The 22,985-nt window shown below is 49.1% G+C and carries 18 protein-coding genes; 15 read left to right on the plus strand and 3 right to left on the minus strand.

Going from position 1 to position 22,985, the window contains the following annotated elements:
- The first annotated feature begins 63 nt into the window (after window positions 1-63).
- Window positions 64-1,152, plus strand: coding sequence for a Gfo/Idh/MocA family protein (locus tag BM200_RS10495; RefSeq protein WP_091184793.1), 1,089 nt, complete (start codon window positions 64-66; stop codon window positions 1,150-1,152).
- Between the two features lie 86 nt (window positions 1,153-1,238).
- Here the strand turns inward: BM200_RS10495 and BM200_RS10500 are convergent, their stop codons facing one another.
- The gene (locus tag BM200_RS10500; protein ID WP_139230777.1) at window positions 1,239-1,634 is read right to left on the minus strand and encodes a hypothetical protein; all 396 of its coding nucleotides are present in this window, start codon (window positions 1,632-1,634) and stop codon (window positions 1,239-1,241) included.
- Window positions 1,635-1,851: 217 nt separating this feature from the next.
- On the opposite strand from BM200_RS10500, the gene BM200_RS10505 reads away from it, so the two are divergent.
- The gene (locus tag BM200_RS10505) at window positions 1,852-2,991 is read left to right on the plus strand and encodes a copper amine oxidase N-terminal domain-containing protein (RefSeq protein ID WP_091184797.1); all 1,140 of its coding nucleotides are present in this window, start codon (window positions 1,852-1,854) and stop codon (window positions 2,989-2,991) included.
- A gap of 366 nt (window positions 2,992-3,357) precedes the next feature.
- On the opposite strand, the gene BM200_RS10515 is transcribed toward BM200_RS10505, so the two are convergent.
- Both BM200_RS10515 and BM200_RS10520 read right to left on the minus strand, forming a co-directional pair.
- Window positions 3,358-4,275, minus strand: a complete 918-nt coding sequence (locus tag BM200_RS10515; RefSeq protein WP_091184802.1) for a helix-turn-helix transcriptional regulator — start codon at window positions 4,273-4,275, stop codon at window positions 3,358-3,360.
- Complete coding sequence (locus BM200_RS10520; protein WP_091184805.1) at window positions 4,272-5,153, minus strand: LysR family transcriptional regulator; 882 nt, start codon at window positions 5,151-5,153, stop codon at window positions 4,272-4,274. The genes BM200_RS10515 and BM200_RS10520 overlap by 4 nt, the downstream gene beginning before the upstream one ends.
- A gap of 215 nt (window positions 5,154-5,368) precedes the next feature.
- Between BM200_RS10520 and BM200_RS10525 the strand changes: the two genes are divergently transcribed.
- The 13 genes from BM200_RS10525 to BM200_RS10585 all read left to right on the plus strand — a co-directional run bounded on the left by BM200_RS10525 (window position 5,369) and on the right by BM200_RS10585 (window position 22,982).
- Complete coding sequence (locus BM200_RS10525) at window positions 5,369-6,400, plus strand: NADH:flavin oxidoreductase/NADH oxidase (protein WP_091184808.1); 1,032 nt, start codon at window positions 5,369-5,371, stop codon at window positions 6,398-6,400.
- Between the two features lie 388 nt (window positions 6,401-6,788).
- Window positions 6,789-7,700, plus strand: coding sequence for an ABC transporter permease (locus BM200_RS10530; RefSeq protein ID WP_091184811.1), 912 nt, complete (start codon window positions 6,789-6,791; stop codon window positions 7,698-7,700).
- 12 nt (window positions 7,701-7,712) lie between these two features.
- Complete coding sequence (locus BM200_RS10535; protein WP_091184814.1) at window positions 7,713-8,585, plus strand: carbohydrate ABC transporter permease; 873 nt, start codon at window positions 7,713-7,715, stop codon at window positions 8,583-8,585.
- Between the two features lie 91 nt (window positions 8,586-8,676).
- Window positions 8,677-10,221 carry an extracellular solute-binding protein gene (locus tag BM200_RS10540; protein ID WP_091184816.1) on the plus strand — a complete coding sequence of 515 codons (1,545 nt, stop codon included), beginning with the start codon at window positions 8,677-8,679 and terminating at the stop codon, window positions 10,219-10,221.
- A gap of 68 nt (window positions 10,222-10,289) precedes the next feature.
- Window positions 10,290-11,537 carry an FAD-dependent oxidoreductase gene (locus BM200_RS10545; RefSeq protein WP_091184819.1) on the plus strand — a complete coding sequence of 416 codons (1,248 nt, stop codon included), beginning with the start codon at window positions 10,290-10,292 and terminating at the stop codon, window positions 11,535-11,537.
- A gap of 29 nt (window positions 11,538-11,566) precedes the next feature.
- A complete protein-coding gene (locus tag BM200_RS10550) occupies window positions 11,567-13,204 on the plus strand; it encodes a response regulator (RefSeq protein ID WP_091184821.1) in 1,638 nt (545 codons plus the stop codon).
- Window positions 13,197-15,074, plus strand: a complete 1,878-nt coding sequence (locus BM200_RS10555; RefSeq protein ID WP_091184824.1) for a cache domain-containing sensor histidine kinase — start codon at window positions 13,197-13,199, stop codon at window positions 15,072-15,074. Before BM200_RS10550 ends, BM200_RS10555 begins: the two co-directional genes overlap by 8 nt.
- A 208-nt stretch (window positions 15,075-15,282) precedes the next feature.
- A complete protein-coding gene (locus tag BM200_RS10560; protein ID WP_091184825.1) occupies window positions 15,283-16,143 on the plus strand; it encodes a PhzF family phenazine biosynthesis protein in 861 nt (286 codons plus the stop codon).
- 212 nt (window positions 16,144-16,355) lie between these two features.
- Complete coding sequence (locus BM200_RS10565) at window positions 16,356-17,240, plus strand: ABC transporter permease (RefSeq protein ID WP_091186256.1); 885 nt, start codon at window positions 16,356-16,358, stop codon at window positions 17,238-17,240.
- Window positions 17,241-17,321: 81 nt separating this feature from the next.
- Complete coding sequence (locus BM200_RS10570; protein WP_245772972.1) at window positions 17,322-18,197, plus strand: carbohydrate ABC transporter permease; 876 nt, start codon at window positions 17,322-17,324, stop codon at window positions 18,195-18,197.
- Window positions 18,198-18,340: 143 nt separating this feature from the next.
- Window positions 18,341-19,939, plus strand: a complete 1,599-nt coding sequence (locus BM200_RS10575) for an extracellular solute-binding protein (protein ID WP_091184828.1) — start codon at window positions 18,341-18,343, stop codon at window positions 19,937-19,939.
- A gap of 158 nt (window positions 19,940-20,097) precedes the next feature.
- On the plus strand, window positions 20,098-21,132 hold the full coding sequence (locus tag BM200_RS10580) for a response regulator transcription factor (protein ID WP_091184829.1): 1,035 nt from the start codon (window positions 20,098-20,100) through the stop codon (window positions 21,130-21,132).
- Window positions 21,129-22,982, plus strand: a complete 1,854-nt coding sequence (locus tag BM200_RS10585) for a cache domain-containing sensor histidine kinase (protein ID WP_091184832.1) — start codon at window positions 21,129-21,131, stop codon at window positions 22,980-22,982. Before BM200_RS10580 ends, BM200_RS10585 begins: the two co-directional genes overlap by 4 nt.
- Window positions 22,983-22,985 lie beyond the last annotated feature (3 nt).

The raw sequence follows: 22,985 nt of genomic DNA on the forward strand, positions 1-22,985 counted from the left end.
AATGTTTTTTCAAAATAGTACTTGATTAAAACGGAACTATAACCGAAGAAGGCGGTGAAATGGATGGGGAAACCTATAACATTCAGCATCATAGGCGGTGGAAGCTTTCGCGCACAATATTTTCTAAGAATTGCACAGGCACTTCCTGAGCAATTTCGTGTTAGCGGAATGGTCATTCGTGATGAATCCAAGGGCAGGGCGATGGAAGAGTTATGGAAAGTGACTAGTTACCGGACACTGGATCAGCTCTTGGTTAATGAACAACCGGACTTTGTTGTACTATCTATCCATGCATCTGCCGCTATCGATTATATGCTGCAGCTGGCAGAACGAGGAATTCCTGTACTTACTGAAACACCTCCCGCACCTGATCTGGACGGTTTACTGCAGCTCCACGACAAGCTTACCCGTCAAGGTGCGCGAATTCAAGTTGCTGAACAGTACCAGTTTCATCCTATACAGGAAGCCCGGCATAACTTTATTATGTCTGGACAGTTAGGCAATGTTAATCAAGTGACGGTATCCATATCTCATTTATATCATGCAGTAAGCTTAATTCGGAAAATGCTGGGAGTGCGCTTTGAAGAAGTCACCATAAAGGGAATGAAGTTTGAATCCGATTGGGTCGCTGGACCGAACCGAAGCGGTCCGCCTGTAGAAGATAAATTAATCAAGTCGGAGAGAGATTTAGCTTGGTTGAATTTTGGCGGAAAGCTGGGGATTTACGATTTCACCAAGGATCAACATCGTTCATGGACCCGTTCGAACCATTTATGCGTACGGGGGGAGCGGGGGGAAATATTCGATAATCGGATCAGCATACAAGATCCTTCCTGCATACAGATTCAAATGGAATTAAAGCGAATGAATAAAGGTGAGTATGAGAACGCGGAAGGCTACTTCCTTAAAGGAATTATGGCTGGTGAACGATGGGTATACGAAAACCCCTACATTCCTGCTAGGCTTTATGATGATGAAATTGCTATTGCTGTCTGTTTGGAGAAGATGGCCGTTTATGCCGAGGGAGGACCCGGATTTTATGGTCTTCCGGAAGCTTCGCAGGACCACTATATCGGATTGCTGATTGAGCAGGCCATTAGATCCGGGGAGACAGTAGTATCAATTCGACAACCATGGGCTGATAACGAATGATAACAACCGCATTACTATGACATTCAGCTCGTCGGTATTTCGAGGAGCAGAGAAACCGCCCTGAGAAGGGCGGTTTCTCTTGTTTATCACGCAGCAATTTCTGATAACCATACTATTGCATTGTGTACACCTTCGAATTCATGGTACAGCAATGTTGTTGTATCCTTTTCAGTAGCTTCTCTATTCAAACCGCTGTGGGAGACTGAATTCGTTGGGTTAACAGCAGCTGTGTATTGAATGCCTGCATTCAATAGTCTGGGGAGCCACTCATCATACAACCATTTCATATCTTCTTCCAAGGTCAATAGATGACTGTTATCAAATAAAACTTTCTTTGCATTCTTAACGACAGCCAATTCAATCAATTTATCTAAAGGTTCGCGGAAATCGTCCCCTATAGCAAAGGAATTCCACCGAATCACAACAGATTCAATTACATCATCCCAAAAAATGTGAGCCTTTTTATAGTAATGTCCCATCATAATTCTCTCCTTCATCCATTTCATGTGTTTTGATAGTTTCACTATAATACGAAAAGGCATCATATACGTAATTAATATATTTTAGATTTGCTATAGACGTCATTTATACCCTGAATCCGCAATTGTTCTATTTTACCTAACACTGTAACAGCTGTAACTTTTAAATTAATCATTACGTCTAGATAGTTACATCTGAGCAGAGAAAGGAAGAATATAAATGATAAATAGAAAAAATCTCATGCTGTCCAGTCTTGTATTTGCGACCGTCATTTCTGCAAGCAGCGCGCCATTAGCATACGGAGCCGAGAGTAAATCTGCCTCGCCTTCTGCCGTTACTTTTAAAATAAACGATGTTCATTATAGTAATAGCACCGGTAAGCATAGCCTGCTTTCAGCCCCTTTTGTTAAGAACGGAAGTACGATGGTTCCCGTCAGAGCTGCTGCTGAATCTCTAGGCGCGTCGATAAATTGGAATAACAAGAACCAGAGGATTACCTTGTCGGGCGCAGGCTTCGGCAGTATTCAGTTCACTTTGAATTCATCCTATGCGGTGAATGCCAAGGGAGAGAAAATCAAGCTGCCCGAGCAAGTGCGCCAGGCAAAGGGCACCGTGTTCGTCCCTGCCCGGTCGTTGGCAACACTGATGGGCGTCCGTCTGCAATGGGAGCCTGCAACCGATACGATCACTCTCGCAAATCAAGCGCAAACGCCTGGTTCAATAAACTTCAATTATCCATTTGCCAAGGATACGGAAGGATGGAAGGGGGGCTTTGCCGATATGCCGGTCGATTATGATAAAGAGATTTACGAACTGGACTTTGCCCGTAACTTACTTCCCGTCCAAAACAATACCGCTAATTATGGTCTGAAGCTTTCGGGGCATAATCGCAGCGATGATCTGTTTATGTATCTTTCCAAAGGCATGGAAGGGTTCAAACCAAATGCTTCCTATAACGTTAATTTGAAGTTTGCGATGTATACCGACGCGGGAGGAGGAATGATCGGAATTGGCGGCTCTCCAGCTGAATCCGTATTCCTGAAGGCTGGTATTCTTGCGAACGAACCGTTATCTGTTCCAACCTCTTCCGAAGGATCGCAATACTACAGAATGAACGTGGACATCGGCAGTCAAGGAACCGGCGGCAAGGACGTCAAGGTAATTGGCAATGCTGCTAAGCCTGATGTGGAGAAGGATGGTTATCAGCGTGTTGAGTTTGATTACAGCGCCAAGGTGACGGCAAATGCCAAGGGCGAGATTTTTATTCTTATTGGCGCGGATTCAGGATTCGAAGGGCTGACTACCCTTTACTTTGACGATATCAAAGTAACCGCTCAGGCCGCCTCATCCGGGCAATAACATGCAAATAGCTTTGGCTATTAAGCCGGCTTAACTTACCCAAAAGTGCTTGCCATTCCATTAATGGCAAGCACTTTTTTGCATGGTAAGAATAAAGGTAAATAGCTTGTTTATTCCGAAAAGCGAGCAAATAAGAAAGCCCACAACGACGACATCATGAGAGACAGAGGAAGCGCAGGCTTCCTTTTATTAAAGTGAACCCATTTCCAGGCATGTTTATCAATTTGTTTGAGTTCCCAATTTTTAAGTCTCATCTGCTCTTCAAAGAAAAAAGGATGATTTAACAACGTATTCACTTCCCTTTTATAATAATGGTCAATCCAACGATTTCCATTATTATAAAAAAGAAAGTATGACAGCATAGTGTCACACTTCTCCGTAACGGTCCAACATTTTTTCGATTTTCTCTTTGATCCGAAGTCTGAGCATTGGTGGTTCGAGCACAACGGCGTCCTCGCCGAAGGTAAGCAGCTTTTGAATCAGCCAGTCGGTGTCGATGGGTTGGACAATGGTTAGCGTAAGTGTTCCGTTTTCATTGAACTGCTTCTCGTCCAGATAAAATTCGTCGAGCACCTTGGCAAGTGAACCAGCCGTGAAAAGAATGACGGCATGTTCAGTCTGGTCGTGATCATAGACGCCGCCTGAGAAAATATTATCGGCATGGACCGTGTGCTTCCGTTCGAACACTTCCTCCAAGGCAGTTAGCTCCGACATTCTCGTCAGCTTGAACAACCGATAATCGCTACGCGAACGGCAGTAACCATATAAATACCAAGTGTCGTATTTAAGCACCAGACTGACAGGCTCAACGATTCGGTCCTGCCGTTCTTCCTTGGCATTAATGTAATGAAAGTGGACGAGCTGACCGGCATTAATAGCCGAGCGGAGAGTTCGGAGCAGACAGGCATAAGATCTCCAGCTTCCTAGATCCATCGTCAGGCTCGGGGTCTTGCTGCTATCGGTCTGCACGGTCTTCAGGCGTTGAATCGTCTCCTGAACCCGCTCATCTTGAAATATGGTTGTTGTGCTGTTCAGAAGGGTAATTAAAGAGGCAATATCGTCGGAACCTAGAAGGCTTTTGTCCATCTTGTATTCCTCCATGATCCCATAACCGCCGTTTACGCCTTGATAGGACACAACAGGAATACCGGCTGCGCAGATTGCCTCTATGTCCCTGTAAATGGTTCTTTGCGAGACGCCGTATTTGTATGACAATTCCGATGCAGAAACGACTTCATTGTTCAGCAGCAAATAGGTAATGGATATCAGTCTTTCCAGCTTCAAGAAAGAATCACCACCTTTTCATCTCGAATAATCGAAATAATCTCCTGCAGCTCGGGTACATGCTTATGCTTGCTTTTATAACCGATAAACAGCTCGTTATTAACTGTTAAACTATCGAAGCAAGTTTGAAGGTTGGTATTCGAATTCTCGAACAGATAGGTAGGGGCAACACTGATGCCTGCTCCCGCCTCGACAGCTTTGATAACAGCATGCATATTGGGAATCACATGCTTCGGCTTAATAAGAGGCCTCCTCTTGAAGTGCTCTCTCCAGAGACGTCTAATCATGGGGAGCTCCAGCCCGTATGAAATCCATTTTTGCTGGGACAGCCATTCTTCCTTTTCTTTTAGAGTGTGAAGAACCGGAATGGCAGCAGCAGCTGGAGCGATGATTGAGAACGTCTCCTCCATAAGCCATTCATATTCAATGCCGGGAACGGCGAATTTCTTGGGAGTAATAATCAGCTCGACCTGATCTTCCTTCAAAAGCTCGATTAATTGATCAGCTGTTCCGAAATAAGAAACGCTGCATATGCCGGAATCCGTAAGCTTGGGAAGGAGACGCTCCTGGAAATACTCCAGGGACAAGCCGATGCGAAACACCTTGTTATTCGGCAGGGAGGTGGATTTGAGCCCCGCGGTTGCTTCCTCCAGCGATTCAACCAGCGGAGCCAGCCGGGAATAGAGCTCTTTCCCCCGTTCAGTCGCGACAAGCCTTCGGGACACCCGGGCGAATAAAGCCTCGCCTACTTCCGCTTCCAAGGCAGCGAGGTGCTGACTCATAGCCGGCTGCGTCATCATTCTGGTCTTGGCCGCTTCGGAAACGGAATGATGCTTATAGATTGCGATAAAGCTTCGATACCATTCAAAATCAACCATCGTTTTATTCATCCTCCGAACATTATCAATAAATTGAATTATAAATATATTTATGGATCATTACAATTTATATAATTCGTTTTATTGTTATGGTGGATGTATAATGGCTCAGTATCATCCATTTGATAAAGCCATGTCATGAGTCGTCCAAAGCTGGGTACATTATTAAAGTAGTTGGCAAGGGATTCATGGACTGAATAGAGGAGAGATTAAATTTGAAGCACTTATTTACTCCATACGAGATCAAAGGCTTGTCCCTTAAAAATCGTGTCGTTATGCCGCCGATGTGCCAGTACTCGGTAACGAATAAAGACGGTATCGCAAACGACTGGCATTATACCCATTACGTCAGCCGCGCCGTTGGCGGCACGGGTTTAATCATTATTGAGATGACCGATGTTGAACCGGATGGCCGTATCTCCGATTATGATCTTGGTTTATGGTCCGATGAACAGATTCCGGCCTTAGCCCGCATTATTGAAGCCAGCCATCAGCACGGAGCAAAAGTAGGGATCCAGATTGCACATGCGGGACGTAAAGCGGAAGATGCGGATGTGCCTGTAGCTCCGTCTGCCATTCCTTTTGATGAGAAATCCAAGACTCCTAGAGCACTGACTACGCAAGAAGTAGAAGAGATGGTTGAGAAGTTCCGGCTGGCGGTACGTCGTGCGGTACAGGCGGGAGTAGATACGATTGAGCTTCATGGTGCTCACGGCTACTTGATTCATCAATTTGTTTCGCCGCTGACGAACAAGAGAACGGATAAGTACGGGCAAGACTTGACGCTGTTTGGCAAAGAAGTCATCAAAGCCGCCAAAAGCGAAATGCCTGCCGATATGCCGCTCATTATGCGGATTTCTGCTAGGGAATATGTAGAAGGCGGCTATGGCATTCATGATAGTATCGCATTTGCCAAGGAATTTCAAAAGGCTGGGGTTGATATCTTCCATATCAGTGCAGGCGGAGAGGGTCAAATTGCCGCTGCAGGAAGACCGGGAACACATGCCGCTTATCAGGTGCCGCTTGCTAGAGCAATTAGAGAAGCGCTCAACGTACCGGTTATCGCGGTAGGCAGACTGGATGAGCCAATTCTCGCCAACTCGGTGATCGGCAACGAAGATGCGGATCTTGTAGCCGTGGGTAGAGGCATGCTGCGAAATCCTCATTGGGTTCTGGAAGCAGCAACCGTTCTTCATAAAGAAATCGATCTGCCTAGACAATATGCGTTTGGATTCCCAAAGGTTTAAAATAACTTCATTACCAAAAGCGGTGCAGAGAACAATCTGCACCGCTTTTTTTTGCTTTGCACGATCCTTTGATCACTGTCTTTTTCTATGGGGTAAACATAAACGGAGCCTTTGAATGGTTCTGTAGAAGAAGATTGTGCTTCCGAAGCAGCTTTCTTGCAGAAAGCTTTTAAGTGGTCGCTTTTGCTCTGAGGATTCCACCACTTTGAATTCTATTCAAAGGAATCCTCGAGCAATGGCGATCGGAAGAACATTCAAATGCGCAGTTTGCGATTTACCCTATTTTTTTATAAAAAACAACCAGAAATCAAAGGATTAGCTTCTACGAAGCTGCCCACCCGATCTTTTACAATACAGATATACCATTTAAGAAAAGCAGGTGAGGCATTTGATTAAAAGCAGCCGCTGGAAGCTGGCGCGCAGCAATTGGGATATGTATGTGCTGCTCATACCAGGATTAATCTTCTTACTATTGTTCAAATATACGCCGATGTACGGTGTTGTCATCGCGTTTCAGGAATTCAATATTTTCAGCGGCATCGGAGGCAGCGAGTGGGTTGGCCTAGAGCAATTTCAGAAGCTGGTTCGCTCCGAAGACTTCTTCCAGGTGCTGACGAACACCCTGCTCATCAGCATGTATAAGATCGTACTCCTGTTCCCGGTACCGATCGTTGTTGCGCTCTTGCTCAACGAGGTTCGGAAAATGCTGTTCAAGCGCACGATCCAAACGATCATATACTTGCCCCATTTTCTATCGTGGGTGATCATCTCCGGGTTGTTTGTCACGCTGCTGGCTCCGACAGACGGACTGGTCAACCAGATTATTATGGCCTTTGGAGGCGAGCCGATCTCGTTCCTGCAAGATAATTCGTTCTTCCGAAGCGTTGTCGTGTTCACGGCGGGTTGGAAGGAAATCGGCTGGAATGCTATTATCTTTATCGCTGCCATCGCGGGCATCGATCAGGAGCAATACGAAGCAGCATCGATCGACGGCGCCGGCCGGATTCGCAAGATGATGTCGATAACGCTTCCTGGCATTATGCCAACGATTGTTCTGATGTTCATTCTTCGGATCGGAAGCCTGCTCGAAGCCGGCACCGAGCAGATTCTGACCATGTATAATCCGCTCGTATACGAAACCGGAGATGTTATCGGAACTTATGTCTACCGGATGGGCCTTGGCCAGCAGGATTACAGCTTCAGCACGGCGGTTGGCCTGTTTAACTCCGTTGTCGGATTTATCCTTATTATTAGCGGCAACATGCTCAGCAAGAAGTTCTTGAAGAGAAGTATCTGGTAAGGGGGCAATACCATGCACAGCAGAAAAATCGGTGATTATGTACTCGATATCTTCATTTATGTGAGTTTGATTGCGATGGGCTTGTCTACGCTGGTTCCTTTCATCACCGTGTTATCGAAGTCGGTTAGTGAAGAATGGGCGATTACATCCGGGAAAGTTAATTTGTTCCCTGTAGGCTTTCAGCTTGATACGCTGCAATATGTCGTAACGAATAACCAGTTTCTCCACGCGCTGCTCATTTCAGTTCTGGTGGCAGTTGTAGGAACGCTCGCTTCACTTATTGTGACAGCCATGACGGCTTACCCGCTTTCGAAGCGGGAGCTGCCCGGCGTAGGCATCATCATTATCCTGTTTGTCTTTACGATGATGTTTAACGGCGGCATTATTCCAAGCTATCTGCTCATCCGGCAGCTGGATCTGATTGATAACCTAGGTTCTCTCATACTGCCCGGATTAATCAGCGTGTTTAATATGCTCGTCATCAAAAGCTACTTCGAAAGTCTTCCGCAAAGCCTTGAGGAGTCTGCCAAGCTTGACGGCGCGCGCAACTACACGATTTTGTTCCGCATTATTCTGCCGCTCAGCGGTCCCGTTCTTGCTACAATCGGGTTATTCTATGCGGTTTATTATTGGAATGATTACTTCCATCCGATGCTCTACATTAACAGCACGTCGCTTAAGCCGCTGCAGCTGTATTTGCAGGATATTGTGATGAACGCGGATTCCTCAAGCTTCAAGATGAGCGCGGAGGACATGATGAATGTTCCTGCGGAAGGAGTAAGGGCAGCTACGGTTATTGCTTCTACCATTCCGATTCTGCTGGTGTACCCGTTCCTGCAGAAGTATTTCATCAAGGGTGTGCTGATTGGCTCTGTCAAAGGCTGAGTCGCTCGCATTGATTCTTGCGGCTGTTCGGCAATAATGCGGCTAACCGCAAGATTAATGATAAATAATATATTTACAGGAGGGTCATGCAATGAAACAAATGACAAAAAAGCTTTCACTTGCAGCAACAACGGTTGTTCTGGCTAGCTCTTTAGCTGCATGCTCGTCGAATAACAATGGTAATGATGCAGCAGCATCGAATGCGCCTCAGGCATCTAATAATGCGGAAGCATCGAATTCCGGAGGCAATCTTCCAACCTTGAAACGTTTGGATGTCTTCCAGGGCGAAGATTATGCCAACTACCCGGTAGCGAAGCTGCTGGAAGAAAAAACGGGCTACAAGGTGCAGTACGATATGCTTCCTCAGGATAATCCGGCCCAGAAGCTGAATCTGCTCATGGCCTCCGGCGAGCCTTATGACATCGTTACCTCGTACATCGATATGGCGTTGTATTCCGATTATGCGAAAAAAGGTGCACTTATTGATCTGACTCCTTTGATTGACCAATTTGGTCCTAACATCAAGAATGCCATCTCGCAGCAATCGATGGATGCGCTCAAGGTTGACGGCAAGCTGTACGCCATTCCGAACATCATTACCTATCCTGTAGGCACGGGCATTCTGATTCGTACCGACTGGCTCGATAAGGTTGGCATGAAGATGCCGACAACAACTGAGGAATTTGAAGCTGTTCTTCAGGCATTCAAGGACAAAGACCCAGGCGGCAACGGCAGCCAGAACGTTCCTTTTACCATTAAAGGCGACTTGCCAATGATCGATGATCTTGTAGGCGCTTTCGGAATGCCAAACCCGTGGAATAACGTGGACGGGCAGCTTGTTCCGCGTGTTCTCGACCCGGCCTTCCCGGATTATGTGAAGTATGTTTCCGAACTCTATGCCGGTGGTTTGCTCGACAAAGAATTTGTTGTAAATAAAGACGCTACCGCAAAAGAAAAATTCTCAAGCGGCAAAGCCGGGGCTATTGCCATTCACTGGGCTGACATTCCGGGCGTAGCCGATGCACTTGCAAAAGCAGCGCCTGACGCGAAGTTTTCGTACGTGCCGGCTCTTAAAGGTCCAAGCGGCAAGTCCGGCTTTGGAGCCAACCAAGGCTTTGACCGTCTGAGCTTTGTCCCGAAAGCCTCCAAGAATCCAGAGGACGCAGTTAAATGGATCAATGCAAGCCTTGAACCGGCGACATTTAAAGAGCTTGCCATCGGTGTAGAAGGCACTCACTATACGGTTGATAACGGCTCGTACACGCCAATTCTGCCGATCTTTAACGACGAGCGCAACCTGGCAAATAACTACATGGTAGGAACGGACGAAGCCAACTATCCGCAATACTGGCAGGCACGCGTGCGCAAAAATCCGGTGATGTTCGAAGCGTTTGACACGCTCAACAACAAGACAGCCGACTCGGATAAAATTCTTAACGAGCTCAGCGTAGCGCCGTACTTGGAAAACTACTCGAAAAACAATCTGAAGCTTGAGACCATGGCGGGCGACTATACGGTCAAGCTCATTGCGGGCAGCGAAAAGCTGGAGGGCTTGGGCGACTTCCAGAAGAAGTTTAATGCCGAAGGCGGAGAAGCAAGCGCCAAAGAAGTTAACGCTTGGTACGCTTCGAAATAATCAAAAAATTTAGCGGGGAGGGCTTCCTATAAAGCCCTCTGCCGTGTTCCTTTGGAGAGGGGAAATGGATGATGACTACTTATTCTTTTTCGCGGGAAATTGAGACTTACAAACAGGCGGACGTCGTTATTATTGGCGGGGGGCCAGCCGGTACAGCGGCTGCTATAAGCGCAGCCCGCTGCGGCAAGAAAGTCGTAATATTGGAAAAAACAGCCCAGCTTGGCGGCATGGGGACAATCGCTAACGTCAGTATTTTTATGCCAATCGGCAATGTGACCGGCATTTACCGCGAGCTGATTGCCGAGATGCTGGCCGAGTCGCTTCCGGCAGGCCATGATGAATCGATTGCTCCGCAATATTCTCCCTTTATGCTGCGCCATTATTTGAATGAGAAGATGAAGAAAGAAAAGGTGGATGTCTACTTCCACTGTGAATTTATCGGCACGATTCGGGAAGGCAGCAAGCTGAAGGCGGTTATCGTATCGACCCGCGAAGGGCTGAAAGCGTTCGAAGGCGAATGCTTTATCGATTGCACGGGTGATGCACGCGTAGCGATTGATGCCGGCGTTCCTTACACAACCGGCCGCGAGAGCGATGGACTGACACAGCCGATGACGCTCATGTTTATGATGCAGGACACGGGCAAGCCGGTAACGCCGATTTTGCCGGAAGGCTGCTATGAATATAAGGACGTATCCGACCTGCCTCAAGGCAGAAGACTGTATTGGGAGCAGAACAACGACGGCTCGCTGCTCGTCAACATGTCGCGCGTCAAAGCTAACGGGGCCAAGATCGAGGACGTGAACTACGCGGAGACGGAAGCGCTCAAACAGGTGTATTCCATTGCTTATTACCTTCAGAAAACCGGCTTTGAGAACTATGCCTTAACCCATATCGCACCGCAGACGGGTACCCGCGAGACGAACCAGATCGTGGGCCTCTACACCCTTAACGAGCAGGATCTGACCAGCGGCGCGAGATTCGCGGACGTTGTTGCGCAGACGAATTACGAGATTGATATTCATAGTCCGGATGCTCAGAAGACAACCGATGAACGGAAAATCGACGGCTATGACATTCCATACCGCTGCATGGTGCCGGAGTCTTTGGATAATCTGCTTATAGCAGGCCGTTCGATTTCCGCAACACACGTAGCGATGTCCTCGATGCGCGTGCAAGCAACCTGTTATGCGCTTGGGCAGGCTGCGGGTATTGCGGCTTCACTCTCCATCGGCAGCGCTGTCCGCATGCAAAATATATCCATAGACAAACTACATGATATATTGGAAGATCAAGGTGTAAAGTTCAAGAAATAGCTTGAACCGATTAAGAAGGAGGACATTCCATGTACAAGCTGCTTATTGTTGATGACGAGATTACCGTCAGAACGGGCTTGCAATCTTACTTCAACTGGTCCTCTTTTGGTATCGGGATTATGGGCGAGGCCGATGACGGGGATGTTGCCTTCGAGATGATCGAAAGGGAAACACCCGATCTTGTCCTGACGGATGTCCGCATGCCGAATATGGACGGAATTACGTTGTCCCGCCTGATTAATGAACATTATCCACAGGTCAAAATCATTTTTGTCAGCGGGCATGATGATGCTGATTACTTGAAGTCGGCCATGAAGGTCAGCGCGGTCGACTATATTTTCAAACCGGTAAATCTCGAGGAGCTAAGCGCTGTCCTGAAGCGTGTCGTTAGCGATCTGGATGAAGCGCGCGCCGAGCAGCAGAGGAAGGAAGAGCTGCAGGTCAGGCTGAAGGAAGGAATGCCGCTGCTGCGGGAGAAGTTCCTGTTGTCGCTGATCAACAGCGGCGTGCATAAGCAGGACATTCGCGAGAGAGTCCAGTTTCTCGAGCTGAACCTGCCTGAGGATGCTCCTTATTGGGTGATCGTCATCTCGGTGGACGATCTGCCCGATGTGGAAAGCGTCCGAAGCGAGAAGGACCGGCAGCTGCTCTGGTATTCAATTAACAACATCTGCCAGGAGCTGATCGACACTCATATGGACGGCTATGTCTTTGAGCATCATACGGGTGAATTTGCCGGTATTCTGCGCATGAATAGGGACAGCGAGGGATTAAGAGATGCCGCGGAGGTTCTGCTTGAGCTGGCCGGCAAGATCCGCGATAATCTCGAGCGTTGGCTGAAGATCAGCGTTACCATTGGGGTCAGCGACCGGGTAACGGGTCTTGGCAGTCTTGCCAATTGCTATAAGCAAGCCCGAGAAGCGGTCAATCATAAATGGTATTTGGGGAAAAACCGCATCATTACGATGGACAGTCTGGAAAGCCCGGAGCAGCATAGCGGAAGCTCTAGCCGGTATGAGTTTGTCTATAACGAGGAGCTTGCCTCCGCGCTTAAAGCGGCGGATTCGAACAAGCTGCATGAGGTGCTGGACTCAATCTTCGCGGATTTGAATCGTAACCGCCCGGACGGCTTGAAGTATGGACGCAACGTCTGCATGCAAATTTTTCTGGCCGCAGGTCAGCTGCTGCTGGAATTAAATGTGCAGTCCGAAGAGCTGGAAGCGGCAGAAGCATCGGTCTGGGAGTCGCTGTTAGACCGGGAGACGCTGGGTGAAATCAGGCATATTCTTGAATCGTATTTATCGGCTGCCTGCGAGCGGATCGGCGAGAAACGCACGGGCAAGGTAGCCAATCTTGTCGAGCGCGTCCGGGCTATCATCGACCGGAACTATGCCGACGGCAGCTTGACGGTAACGGACATCGGCAAGGAGGTTTTCCTGACTCCGACCTACGTGAGCCTGTTGTTCAAGCAAGAGTCGGGACAGACGATAGGCGAATATATGACGCAGGTACGGGTGGAGAAAGCGAAGGAAATGCTGCGTGATCCGCAATACAAGTTCTACGACATCTGTTATGCGATCGGGTATACGGATCCGAGCTATTTTACCAAGCTGTTCAAGAAGATGACCGGCGTAACGCCAAGCGTCTACAGGGAGAAATATGTTTAGGCCGGCAGGGAAGGCGCATGCGGTAAAGCGCCCATACAGGAATGAAGGTGGCGGATGGTTCCGTCACCTTCTTCGCCGTATTGCTATTCCTCGTCAATGGCTGATCGCTTACTTCGTGCTCATTGTGATACCGGCAGCCGTTATTTTGTACGGTTATTATGAACGCTCTACTACGATTCTGAAGAATGAAGTCATGCGGACGATGCAGCTGACGCTGGAGCAGGCAGGCAGCAATTTATCCTACAGGCTGCAGCATATCGAGGAGATCAGCGATGCGGCCTTCATGAATAATAAATTACACCAGTACTTATCGGTCAGTGATACCGACCAGCTTATAAATACCCAGCTCGAGGTCGTCAAGGATTTGCGGAATCTGGTCGAGTCGGTACAATCCAATTCGGACGTATTCCGTGTCCGTCTGTTCGTGGACAAGTCGAAGCTCTACGCGGGGGAGAAGGTAAACTTTTTCCCGCTCGACAGCTTGATGGAGAAGCCATGGTATAACGATATTATCGCGGCCAACGGCAGCATAGTCTGGAGCGGCATATATCAGCAGTCTTATTTGGAAGCCGGAAATGTTGATGTATTGTCGTCTGCCCGCATGCTGCGTGATCCCCAGCATTATGATCAAATTTCGGGAGTCATGATGATCGACGTGAAGGAGAAGATGGTCTCCGATCTGTTATCTGCTCTTGAATTCGCGTCCGGAACGCAGGTCTACCTGGTGGATTCGGCAGGCACCGTTATTGATCACCCCGACCGCGCACGGATTGGAACGCGGATAGATAACGAGATGAGAGACCGGCTGAATGCCAGCCGGGATAGTGACGGTCATGCTTTCCGGCTGAGCAAGGCTTCGGATGAAGTGATGTTCACGACGATCTCGCCTACGAACTGGAAGCTGGTGGCGCAAAGCAACGGGGGCCAGCTGTCGCCGCAGGCGGTGAAGCTGACTCAGCGTTCAAGCTTGACTTCCCTTTTGGAATATTTTGCATTGTTCACGCTGCTGCCTTTTGTTCTGCTCGCCATTATCGTTCGGGGAATGAACCAAAGGGTGAGGAAAGTAATCACGGTCATCCGCAGGGAGGGCACCGATAGTCTGGAAGAGCTGCCCGTCGTATCAAACAGTGACTTCCTCGTACTGGAACGAAGCGTAGATCATCTGATCCTGCGTGTGCGCAAGCTTGTTGAAGAAAAGTATCTGGCCGAGATTCACGAACGCGAAGCACAGCTTCAGGCGCTTCAGGCGCAGATTAATCCTCATTTTCTGTACAATACGCTTGATATGATCAACTGGATCGCCATCGGCAAAGGGGCGTCGGACATCAGTCAGATGATCGACAGCCTCGCGAAATATTTCCGCTTAAGTCTTAACAAAGGCAAGAGCATCGTCAGCGTAGAGGACGAGGTCCGGCTGGCAGAGGTTTACCTGAACATCCAGCAGAACCGGTTCCCGAATACGTTTGAAGTCCTGATTGAGGTGGAGCCGGGCATCGCAAGCTGCCAGATTCCGAAGCTGATTTTGCAGCCGATTGTTGAAAACGCGCTATTGCACGGTATCCGAAAAATGAAGCATAAACGCGGCCTGATCTCCATTATCGTCAAGGAGGAGAACGGGGATCTGATGATTACGATATCAGACAACGGTATCGGGATGGATGAGGAGCGTACCCGTCAGCTGCTAAGGGCAGCACCTCAGCCCGAGGAGAGAACGGACGGCGTGGGCAGCTCATACGGCTTGTTTAATGTGAACGAGCGCATCAAGCTGTACGCGGGGGATCACTATGGACTGGAGATTGCCTCGGAGCTTGGAGTCGGAACAACGGTAACGATCCGCTTGCGCGCGGAACAGCCGGAAGGCCGTTCATAACGGCAGATAAGCAAGTAAGATGCAGCAGCCAATCAAACGATTGGCTGCCTTACCTCTATTGACTCCGGTAGCGCTTTTTTGCGCGTAAGAGCCACCTCATGCTAAATAAACGTGTAAGATGGTTCTTTTACTCTTTCCCCATACCTGTCATGATCAATTTGAGTTCGTAAACAACGAGTCATGATGATGTTCAGAGGAGGAAATGATAATGAATCACCAAATTCCATTTCAACAAGTGGATGTATTTACAAATGTTCGATTTAAAGGGAATCCGGTAGCCGTGGTTCTGGATGGAGATGAGTTATCAACGGAAGAGATGCAGGCTATAGCAAATTGGACGAACCTATCTGAAACCACTTTTATTTGCACGCCAACAGACCCGCGGGCTGACTATAAACTGCGCATTTTTACCCCAAACAGTGAGCTTCCTTTTGCAGGACACCCCACTATAGGGTCGGCTTTTGCTGTACTAAAACATGGTTATAAACCGAGGACAGAAGGGTGCTTGGTACAGGAATGCGGCAGCGGGTTAGTTGCGATTCATATTGATGAAAACAAACTATTCCTTACATTGCCTGAGCCTAATGTACAGAGCATACAGCCTGCTGATTTGGCTGCACTTTCAGATGCTTTGGGAATCCCGTCCGATCATATAAAAACAAGTGCAAGGATTAACGTTGGAGCAGTATGGCTTACGCTGCAGCTTTCTCATGCAGACGAGGTGCGAAGCCTGCGCCCCGACATGGCAGCACTTGCTGCACGGATTCCTTCAGGAGTGACGGGTGTTACCGTATTTGGCCTGGATTCCGGAAATACGGATTCTGATCTGGAGGTGCGGTCTTTTGCCCCAAATGAAGGAATAGAGGAAGATCCCGTGTGCGGCAGCGGTAATGGATGTGTGGCAACGCTTGTTAGAAATCTTGAACTATTAAACAAATCGAACTATGTTGCTAGTCAAGGACACTGTGTGGGGCGAGACGGAAAGGTCGAAGTTCGAATTCAAGATAACGGAAAAATCTTAATCGGCGGTTATGCAGTTACATGTATCGAAGGTACGTTAAACATTTAATCAGATATTTATAGTTTAAAATCTCATTCAAAACCTTACACCGGCAGCTGACATGATCAGCTCCCGGTTTTTTGTTTAAAGCGGCGACCTTGAAAAAACACAAGCGCGATTAAAACGATTCCATTGTTGGCTTCCCCCTCAAGCGGCTAGGATAAGAGTATGCACACAAGCTTATTTCGAAGACGAAGGAGGGACCGCTCTTGTTCGGTTTCATGTGGAAGTACCGGACGTTATATCTCATTTCGATCCCGGGCATTCTTTATTTTCTCGTGTTCAAGTACTTACCGCTCCTTGGATCGGTGATTGCGTTTCAGAACTACAACCTGTTCGCCGGCTTCAGCGGCAGCCCATGGGTAGGCCTCGAGCATTTCAATCGAATGTTCCAGCATTACGATTTTCTTCGCATCTTGAGAAACACGCTTATGCTTGGTGCCCTCGACATCCTGATCGCCTTCACGGCACCTATCATTCTGGCGCTGCTTCTGAACGAAGTCCGGCTCGTTCTGTATAAGAAGATCGTTCAAACGGTAGTCTACGCGCCGCACTTTCTGTCGTGGGTGATTGTCAGCGGGATTTTCACGGGAATGTTGTCTCCTTCTTCCGGTATCGTAAACGTCATTCTTGGCTGGTTTGGTGTCGAGCCGATCTACTTCCTCGGCGAAAACTCGTATATCCGTACCATATTGGTTGGCTCAGGCTTGTGGCGCGACGTTGGCTGGGGAACGATTATCTATTTGGCTGCCTTGACCGGCATCAATCCCGAGCTGTACGAGGCATCCGAAATCGACGGCGCGGGCCGCTGGAAGCAGACGATCAAGATTACAATTCCGTCTTTGCTGCCCGTCATAACCGTACTGTTCCTGCTGAAGATTGGCGACTTTATGGATTACGGCTTCGAACGCGTATTTGTCTTCCAGAACCCGCTGAACATCACGAACAGCGAAATTCTGGACACGTATATATACAAAGCCGGATTGAAGCAGATGCAGTACAGCTATGCAACGGCGATCGGACTGTTCAAATCAGTCGTCGGCTTGTTCCTGCTAGTTATCGCCAATACATTAAGCCGCAAGGCAACCGGAGAATCGTTGTATTAGGTGAACGCTTTCGAAGTATGAATCATCATGATGATCGCAGTACGGTCATTGTGGTCATCATTCATTTTAGGAGGGGTGGCCGTGATCAGGCGTGAGCATTGGAGCAGAAAATGGTTCCTTATCGCGAATTATGTGTTTTTGGCAGGATTGTCGCTTACCATGCTTCTGCCGTTCTTGAACGTCATCGCGCAGTCGCTGAGTGGAGCGGCGGCAATTGACCGGGGAGACGTCATGTTCTGGCCCGTCGATTTCACGCTCAATTATTACCGGTATGTGTTCGATGATGTCTCCATATGGCGGGCGTTTGGCATTACCGTATATATTACGGTGCTCGGCACGCTTATTAACCTAGCTGCTACTTCGTCGCTCGCTTATCCACTGTCTAGAACGGAATATGTCGGACGTAAATACGTGCTCCTGTTCGTCTTAATGACGATGATCTTTACGGCGCCGCTCATTCCTCAGTTCATTCTCATGAGAGAGATCCATCTCATCAATACACTTTGGGCGCTTATGATCCCGACGGCAATCAGCGCGTTTAACCTGATCGTGCTCCGCTCCTTTTTTGTTCAAATCCCGACCGAGCTTATCGACAGCGCGAGGATTGACGGCTGCGGGGAATTGCGAATACTTTGGAGCTTGATGCTGCCGCTGTCCAAGCCCGCGCTTGCGACGGTGGGTATCTTCTATTCCGTGACCAACTGGAACAAATATATGGACGCCTTGTACTACTTGAATGACCGCAGGCTATACCCGCTGCAGGTTAAGCTGAGGGAGCTGCTCATTAACGACGATCTGGTCGACACGGGCAATCTGCCATTCGATATTGCTTCGCAGTCGGTGCAAGGCGTCCAGATGGCCGTCATTCTTGTGGCGACCGTTCCGATTATTATGCTGTACCCGTTCATGCAGCGATATTTTATTAAAGGCATGCTGATCGGCTCTATCAAATCTTAGTCGAAGAAGCAGCCCACAGTAAAAAATGACAAACCGAGCTTAACAAACTCCATTGTGGCCGCGCATCATTCGTATCTATACTGAGGCTATAGTTTTGAAAGCGCTCTATCGATATATTTTCGACTGAGGAGATGAGGGGATTTATGAGAAAACTGTTCGTACTCGCCACGATTGCTGCACTATCCGTCTCGGTGATGGCTGGCTGCTCCAAGAACAACAATGAACCATCCAAGGCGGCGAATAACCCGTCTAATACAGCAGCTCACAACAAGCCTGAAGAAACGCCGGCTGCCAAGCCAGCCAAGTTCTCGATTTCCATGCGGACGCTTAACGTGCCCTACGTGGAACAGAATCCTGACATCAACAAGGACAAATACGTGCTTGCGCTTGAAAAAATGACGAATACCGATCTCGATATCAGGCTGATTCCTCACAACGAGTATCAGGACAAGATGATTCAAATGTTCGCGACAAACGACATTCCGGACGTTGTTCAAGGCAGCGGGGGCATTAGCGGGCAGGAGCTGGCGGGTGCCGTACAAAACGGCGTGTTCCTGCCGCTGAACGATCTGCTGGAGCAGTATGGGCAGAACCTGCTTAAGCTTCTCCCGAAAGAGGCATGGGATCGGCTGACAGACGCGAAAACGGGCAACATCTACGGCATTCCGGAAGTGTTAAGCAATCCGTCGAGAAGGGCAACCTGGATCCGGACCGACCTGCTTGAGAAAGCGGGCAAACAAATTCCAACAACCGTCGAGGAAACAATCGACGTGCTGCGGGCGTTCAAAGAGCTTGGGGTCGAGCATCCGTACATGGGCCGCAAAAACTTCAAGTATGCGGATACCTTCTTTGGTTCCTACGATGTTTTTGGCTATCTGAATCAATTCAAGCTGTTCCCGGACGGTCAAGTAAAGCCGAGCTTCTTCGATGCCGATGCCATGAAGAAAGCAATCGGGACATACAAAACCATGTTTGATGAAGGCTTGATCAGCAAAGAATTCGCGACGATTGAAAGCGCGGATTTCAAAAGCATCGTAACGAGCGGCAAAGCGGGCATGTGGTCAATGAATGCCAATGAGCTTCCGATCTGGGGCACGCAGCTGATGACTAATGTTCCGGGTGCCAAGGTAGCGCTTATTCCTTCGCCTGTCGGCGACGATGGCAAAGGCGGTTATGCGTACTACAATCCGGTAACGCGTTCTTACTTCATCAATGTAAACGCAAAGGACAAAGCGGCTGAGATCGTGAAGTTTTTCGACTGGATGGTCAGTGAACAAGCCGAGCTGTTCTTCAGCTACGGGATTGAAGGCGAAGACTACCAAAATGATGGCGGCACAATCGCGTACACCCCGCCTACGGATGAGGCAGGCACGAACAAGCAGCGGTTCCTGAACTACTGGCTGTGGATGGTGCAGGACACAACCTACAACAAGCGCATTGCTGAACTATCCGAGCCAGGAAAGCAAATGGTTGACGCGTTCGACAACCTGCTGACGAAGGAGGGCCGCGGCGGGATTGAGTTTGATCCGCGTCTCGAAGCACTTGTGAAATACCCGGATTTGAGCCCGCTGTCCGATCAGCTTCCGCCGCTTGTGCTCGAACACGTACTGAAAATGGTGTACGGCAAAGAGTCTATTGATAGTTATGACAAGGTACTCGAGGAGTACTTATCCAAGGGCGGAAAAGAATTAATAGAGGAAGCAACAGCCCGTTACAACAGCAAAGAAAACGCTTTCGAATAATGCTCGCGGGAAGCGTGCGCATGAACTAGAATGACAGTAAGAGATTTGGATGCTCTCCGTGCCCGGTATATATTTGCGAGCCGGGGAGCATCTTGCTCCATAAACGCTTTGCACCTGAAGCAGCAATGCTTCCGCTCGCAAACGAGGAGGACAGATCCATGTACCGCATTTTAGTCGTCGACGACGAACCGATGATTCGCAAAGGACTGCAGAAGCTGATTGGAGAGTCTGATCACTCGATATGTCATGCCGAAACGGCGGATAACGGGGTAGACGCACTCGAGAAAATCGCGGCAAGCCGCCCCGACCTTCTGTTTACCGATATCAAGATGCCAAAGATGGACGGTCTGGAGTTATGCCGGCAAGTGAATGAACGTTTTCCCGATTTGCCCGTTGTTGTCATTTCGGGTTATGGCGATTTCGAATATGCCAGGCAATGCATGTCCTTTGGCGTAAAGGAATATTTGCTCAAGCCGGTGACAAAGGCAGCTGTGAGCAAGGCGGTATCGAAGCTGATCGCAGGGCTTGAAGCCCGGCGGCAAACGGCGTATATTCCGCTGTCCAAGACGGAAGAGTGGCTGAATCAGCTGCAGGACGGTATCTGGCATCTGCAGCCGGAGTCGATCAAGACGGTAATGGCAGGCATGGAGCAGTACTGCGCGGCCAGCATGCTGGATGCCCGGATGCTCAGCGAATTGACGCAAGATTTGGCGGGCAAACTGGCGGATCGCTTGAACGCGCGTCATGTGTACCCGTTCGAAGCGCCGAGGAGACCAGCGGAGCGGGATGCCGCTGCTTTCGCCTGGCTCTGCGAAACGGCGATGGGGATGATGGAGCAATTGCGAATCAAACGAAAAGGCAACCTGAAAGAACCGGTTGAAGAGGCCAAAGCTTATATTGAGAAACATCTGAACCGCGAATTGTCGCTGGAGGAAGTGGCCGACAAGCTTGGTCTCAGCGCTTCGTATTTCAGTCAGCTATTCAAGCAAATGACGGGCGAAACGTTTGTGCAATACCGGACGAAACGGCGGATGGAGAAAGCCAAGCTGCTGCTCTCGATGCCTCACCATAAAATTACGGATGTTTCCGCCGAAGTCGGATTTGCCGATCACCCGCACTTCACGAAAACGTTCAAGAAGTACAGCGGGCTGACGCCTTCCGAATACCGGGAATCGCTGGGGATCAAAGGATGAAGCCAAGCCTCTCCAGGGAGCTTTTCTTTTATTTTCTGATTGTCATTTTATTCTCCTTGTCCACGGTCGGCATCTTTACGTATCTCAAATCATCCGCGGCGATCGACAAGCAGGTAGAGAAATATATTTCCACGGTCATTGAGAACGCAGGCGCGCAAACGGATCTTCAACTTGAAACGTTCGAACGGGTGAGCAACTCCATTCTGTCCCAGCAGTCCGTCAAGCAGTTTCTGGATATGGATCCAAAGGACAGCTACGAATATTACCACTTCACGAAAACGATCAGGCAAGACGTGTTCCAGAAAATCTTCATTACTTACCCGACTCAGATTCATATGATCTATATTTTGGGAGACCATGGCCTGTCGATTTTCGATCAGAACCAAAGCTTCTCTTCCATGACCGTTGATCCGTCGCCCCGGTATGAGGAATTGAAGGCGAAGACGCCGGATAACGGCGGAATCGCGATATTAAACACGGCGCTCATGGACGGAGAGCGTGTCGTCACCATTGCCCGCAAAATCAGGGGTTACTCGTCTTACGCGGTGAAAGGCATTCTTGCCATCGAGCTGAACGAAAGCGAGCTGTCGACGTTATGGAACAATGTGGATCTCGGCGAGAACGGCTTCTTCTTCATACTGGACGCTGAAGGCTCCGTCGTCTACTCGCCGGACGGCGGCACGCGGAGCGAGGTCGCAAGTACGGATCTTGGACAGCGGATTGCAAGCGGCGGGAATACGCGGTTCATCGAGAAGGTAAGCGGGAAGGACATGCTGATCGTCTCGCATAAATCAGGTTATTCCTCATGGAGTCTTGCGGTTGCTTTGCCGCTCGATGAGCTGCGGGAACCGATTTCCGGGATTCGGTCCACGACGATAACGGTTGGCCTCGCGACTCTTGCCATCGCGTTGTTCCTCGCTTACCGGTTCGGCTATTCGATCGTTCGTCCGATTCGGACGCTAAAGAACGGCATGCGCCAGACGGAGAAGGGAAACTGGATTCGGATTGAGAGCAAACGGCGAAATGACGAGATCGGCGGGCTGATTCACAGCTACAATCTCATGGTCAGCCGGCTTTCGGACATGATTGAACGGGTGTACGATACGGAACTGACCAACCAAAAGACGCAGCTCCAGCTTCAGGCCATTGAACTAGAGAGGCATAAAGCGGAGTTTCAGGCGCTTCAGCTGCAAATTAATCCTCACTTTTTGTACAACACGCTGGAGACCATCAATTGTTACGCAATCGTACAGGATTCCGGCGAAATTTCAGAAATGGTCGAGGCGATGGCTTATATGCTTCGTTACTCGATTCAGACCAACCTCGAAGAAGTGACTTTGGCCAATGAGCTGAATCATGTTCGCAATTACATGATCATTCAGAAGCACCGTATCGGACATGAGTTCGAAATCGAAGTTTTGACGCCGCCATCGCTGCTTCTGTCAAGAATGGTCAGGCTGACGCTGCAGCCCATCGTGGAGAACATTTTTCAGCATGCATTTGTGGACGGGTTCGAAACCCGGCATTACATTCGAATCGATACCCGCCTGGAAGACGGCGAGCTGCTTGTTATCGTGGAGGACAATGGAGTTGGCATGACGGAAGAGAAGCTCGCGAAATTGAGGAAAAGACTAGATCGGAACCGGCTGGTCGAAGAGGCGGCAGCAAGTCACGGACGCCGCGGCGGGATTGGGCTGGTGAATGTTCACCGGCGGATACAGATGGTTTTTGGCGATGAATACGGGCTTCGCATCGACAGCTCGCTTGGCGAAGGGACGCGAATCGTACTAAGAATGCCGAGCGAAGTCAGGCTGCAATGGAGACCGGAGCTCGAGCTTATGAATGCGTAGAAG

The sequence above is a fragment of the Paenibacillus catalpae genome, assembly GCF_900112695.1.
GTDB classification, from domain to species: Bacteria; Bacillota; Bacilli; order Paenibacillales; family Paenibacillaceae; genus Pristimantibacillus; species Pristimantibacillus catalpae.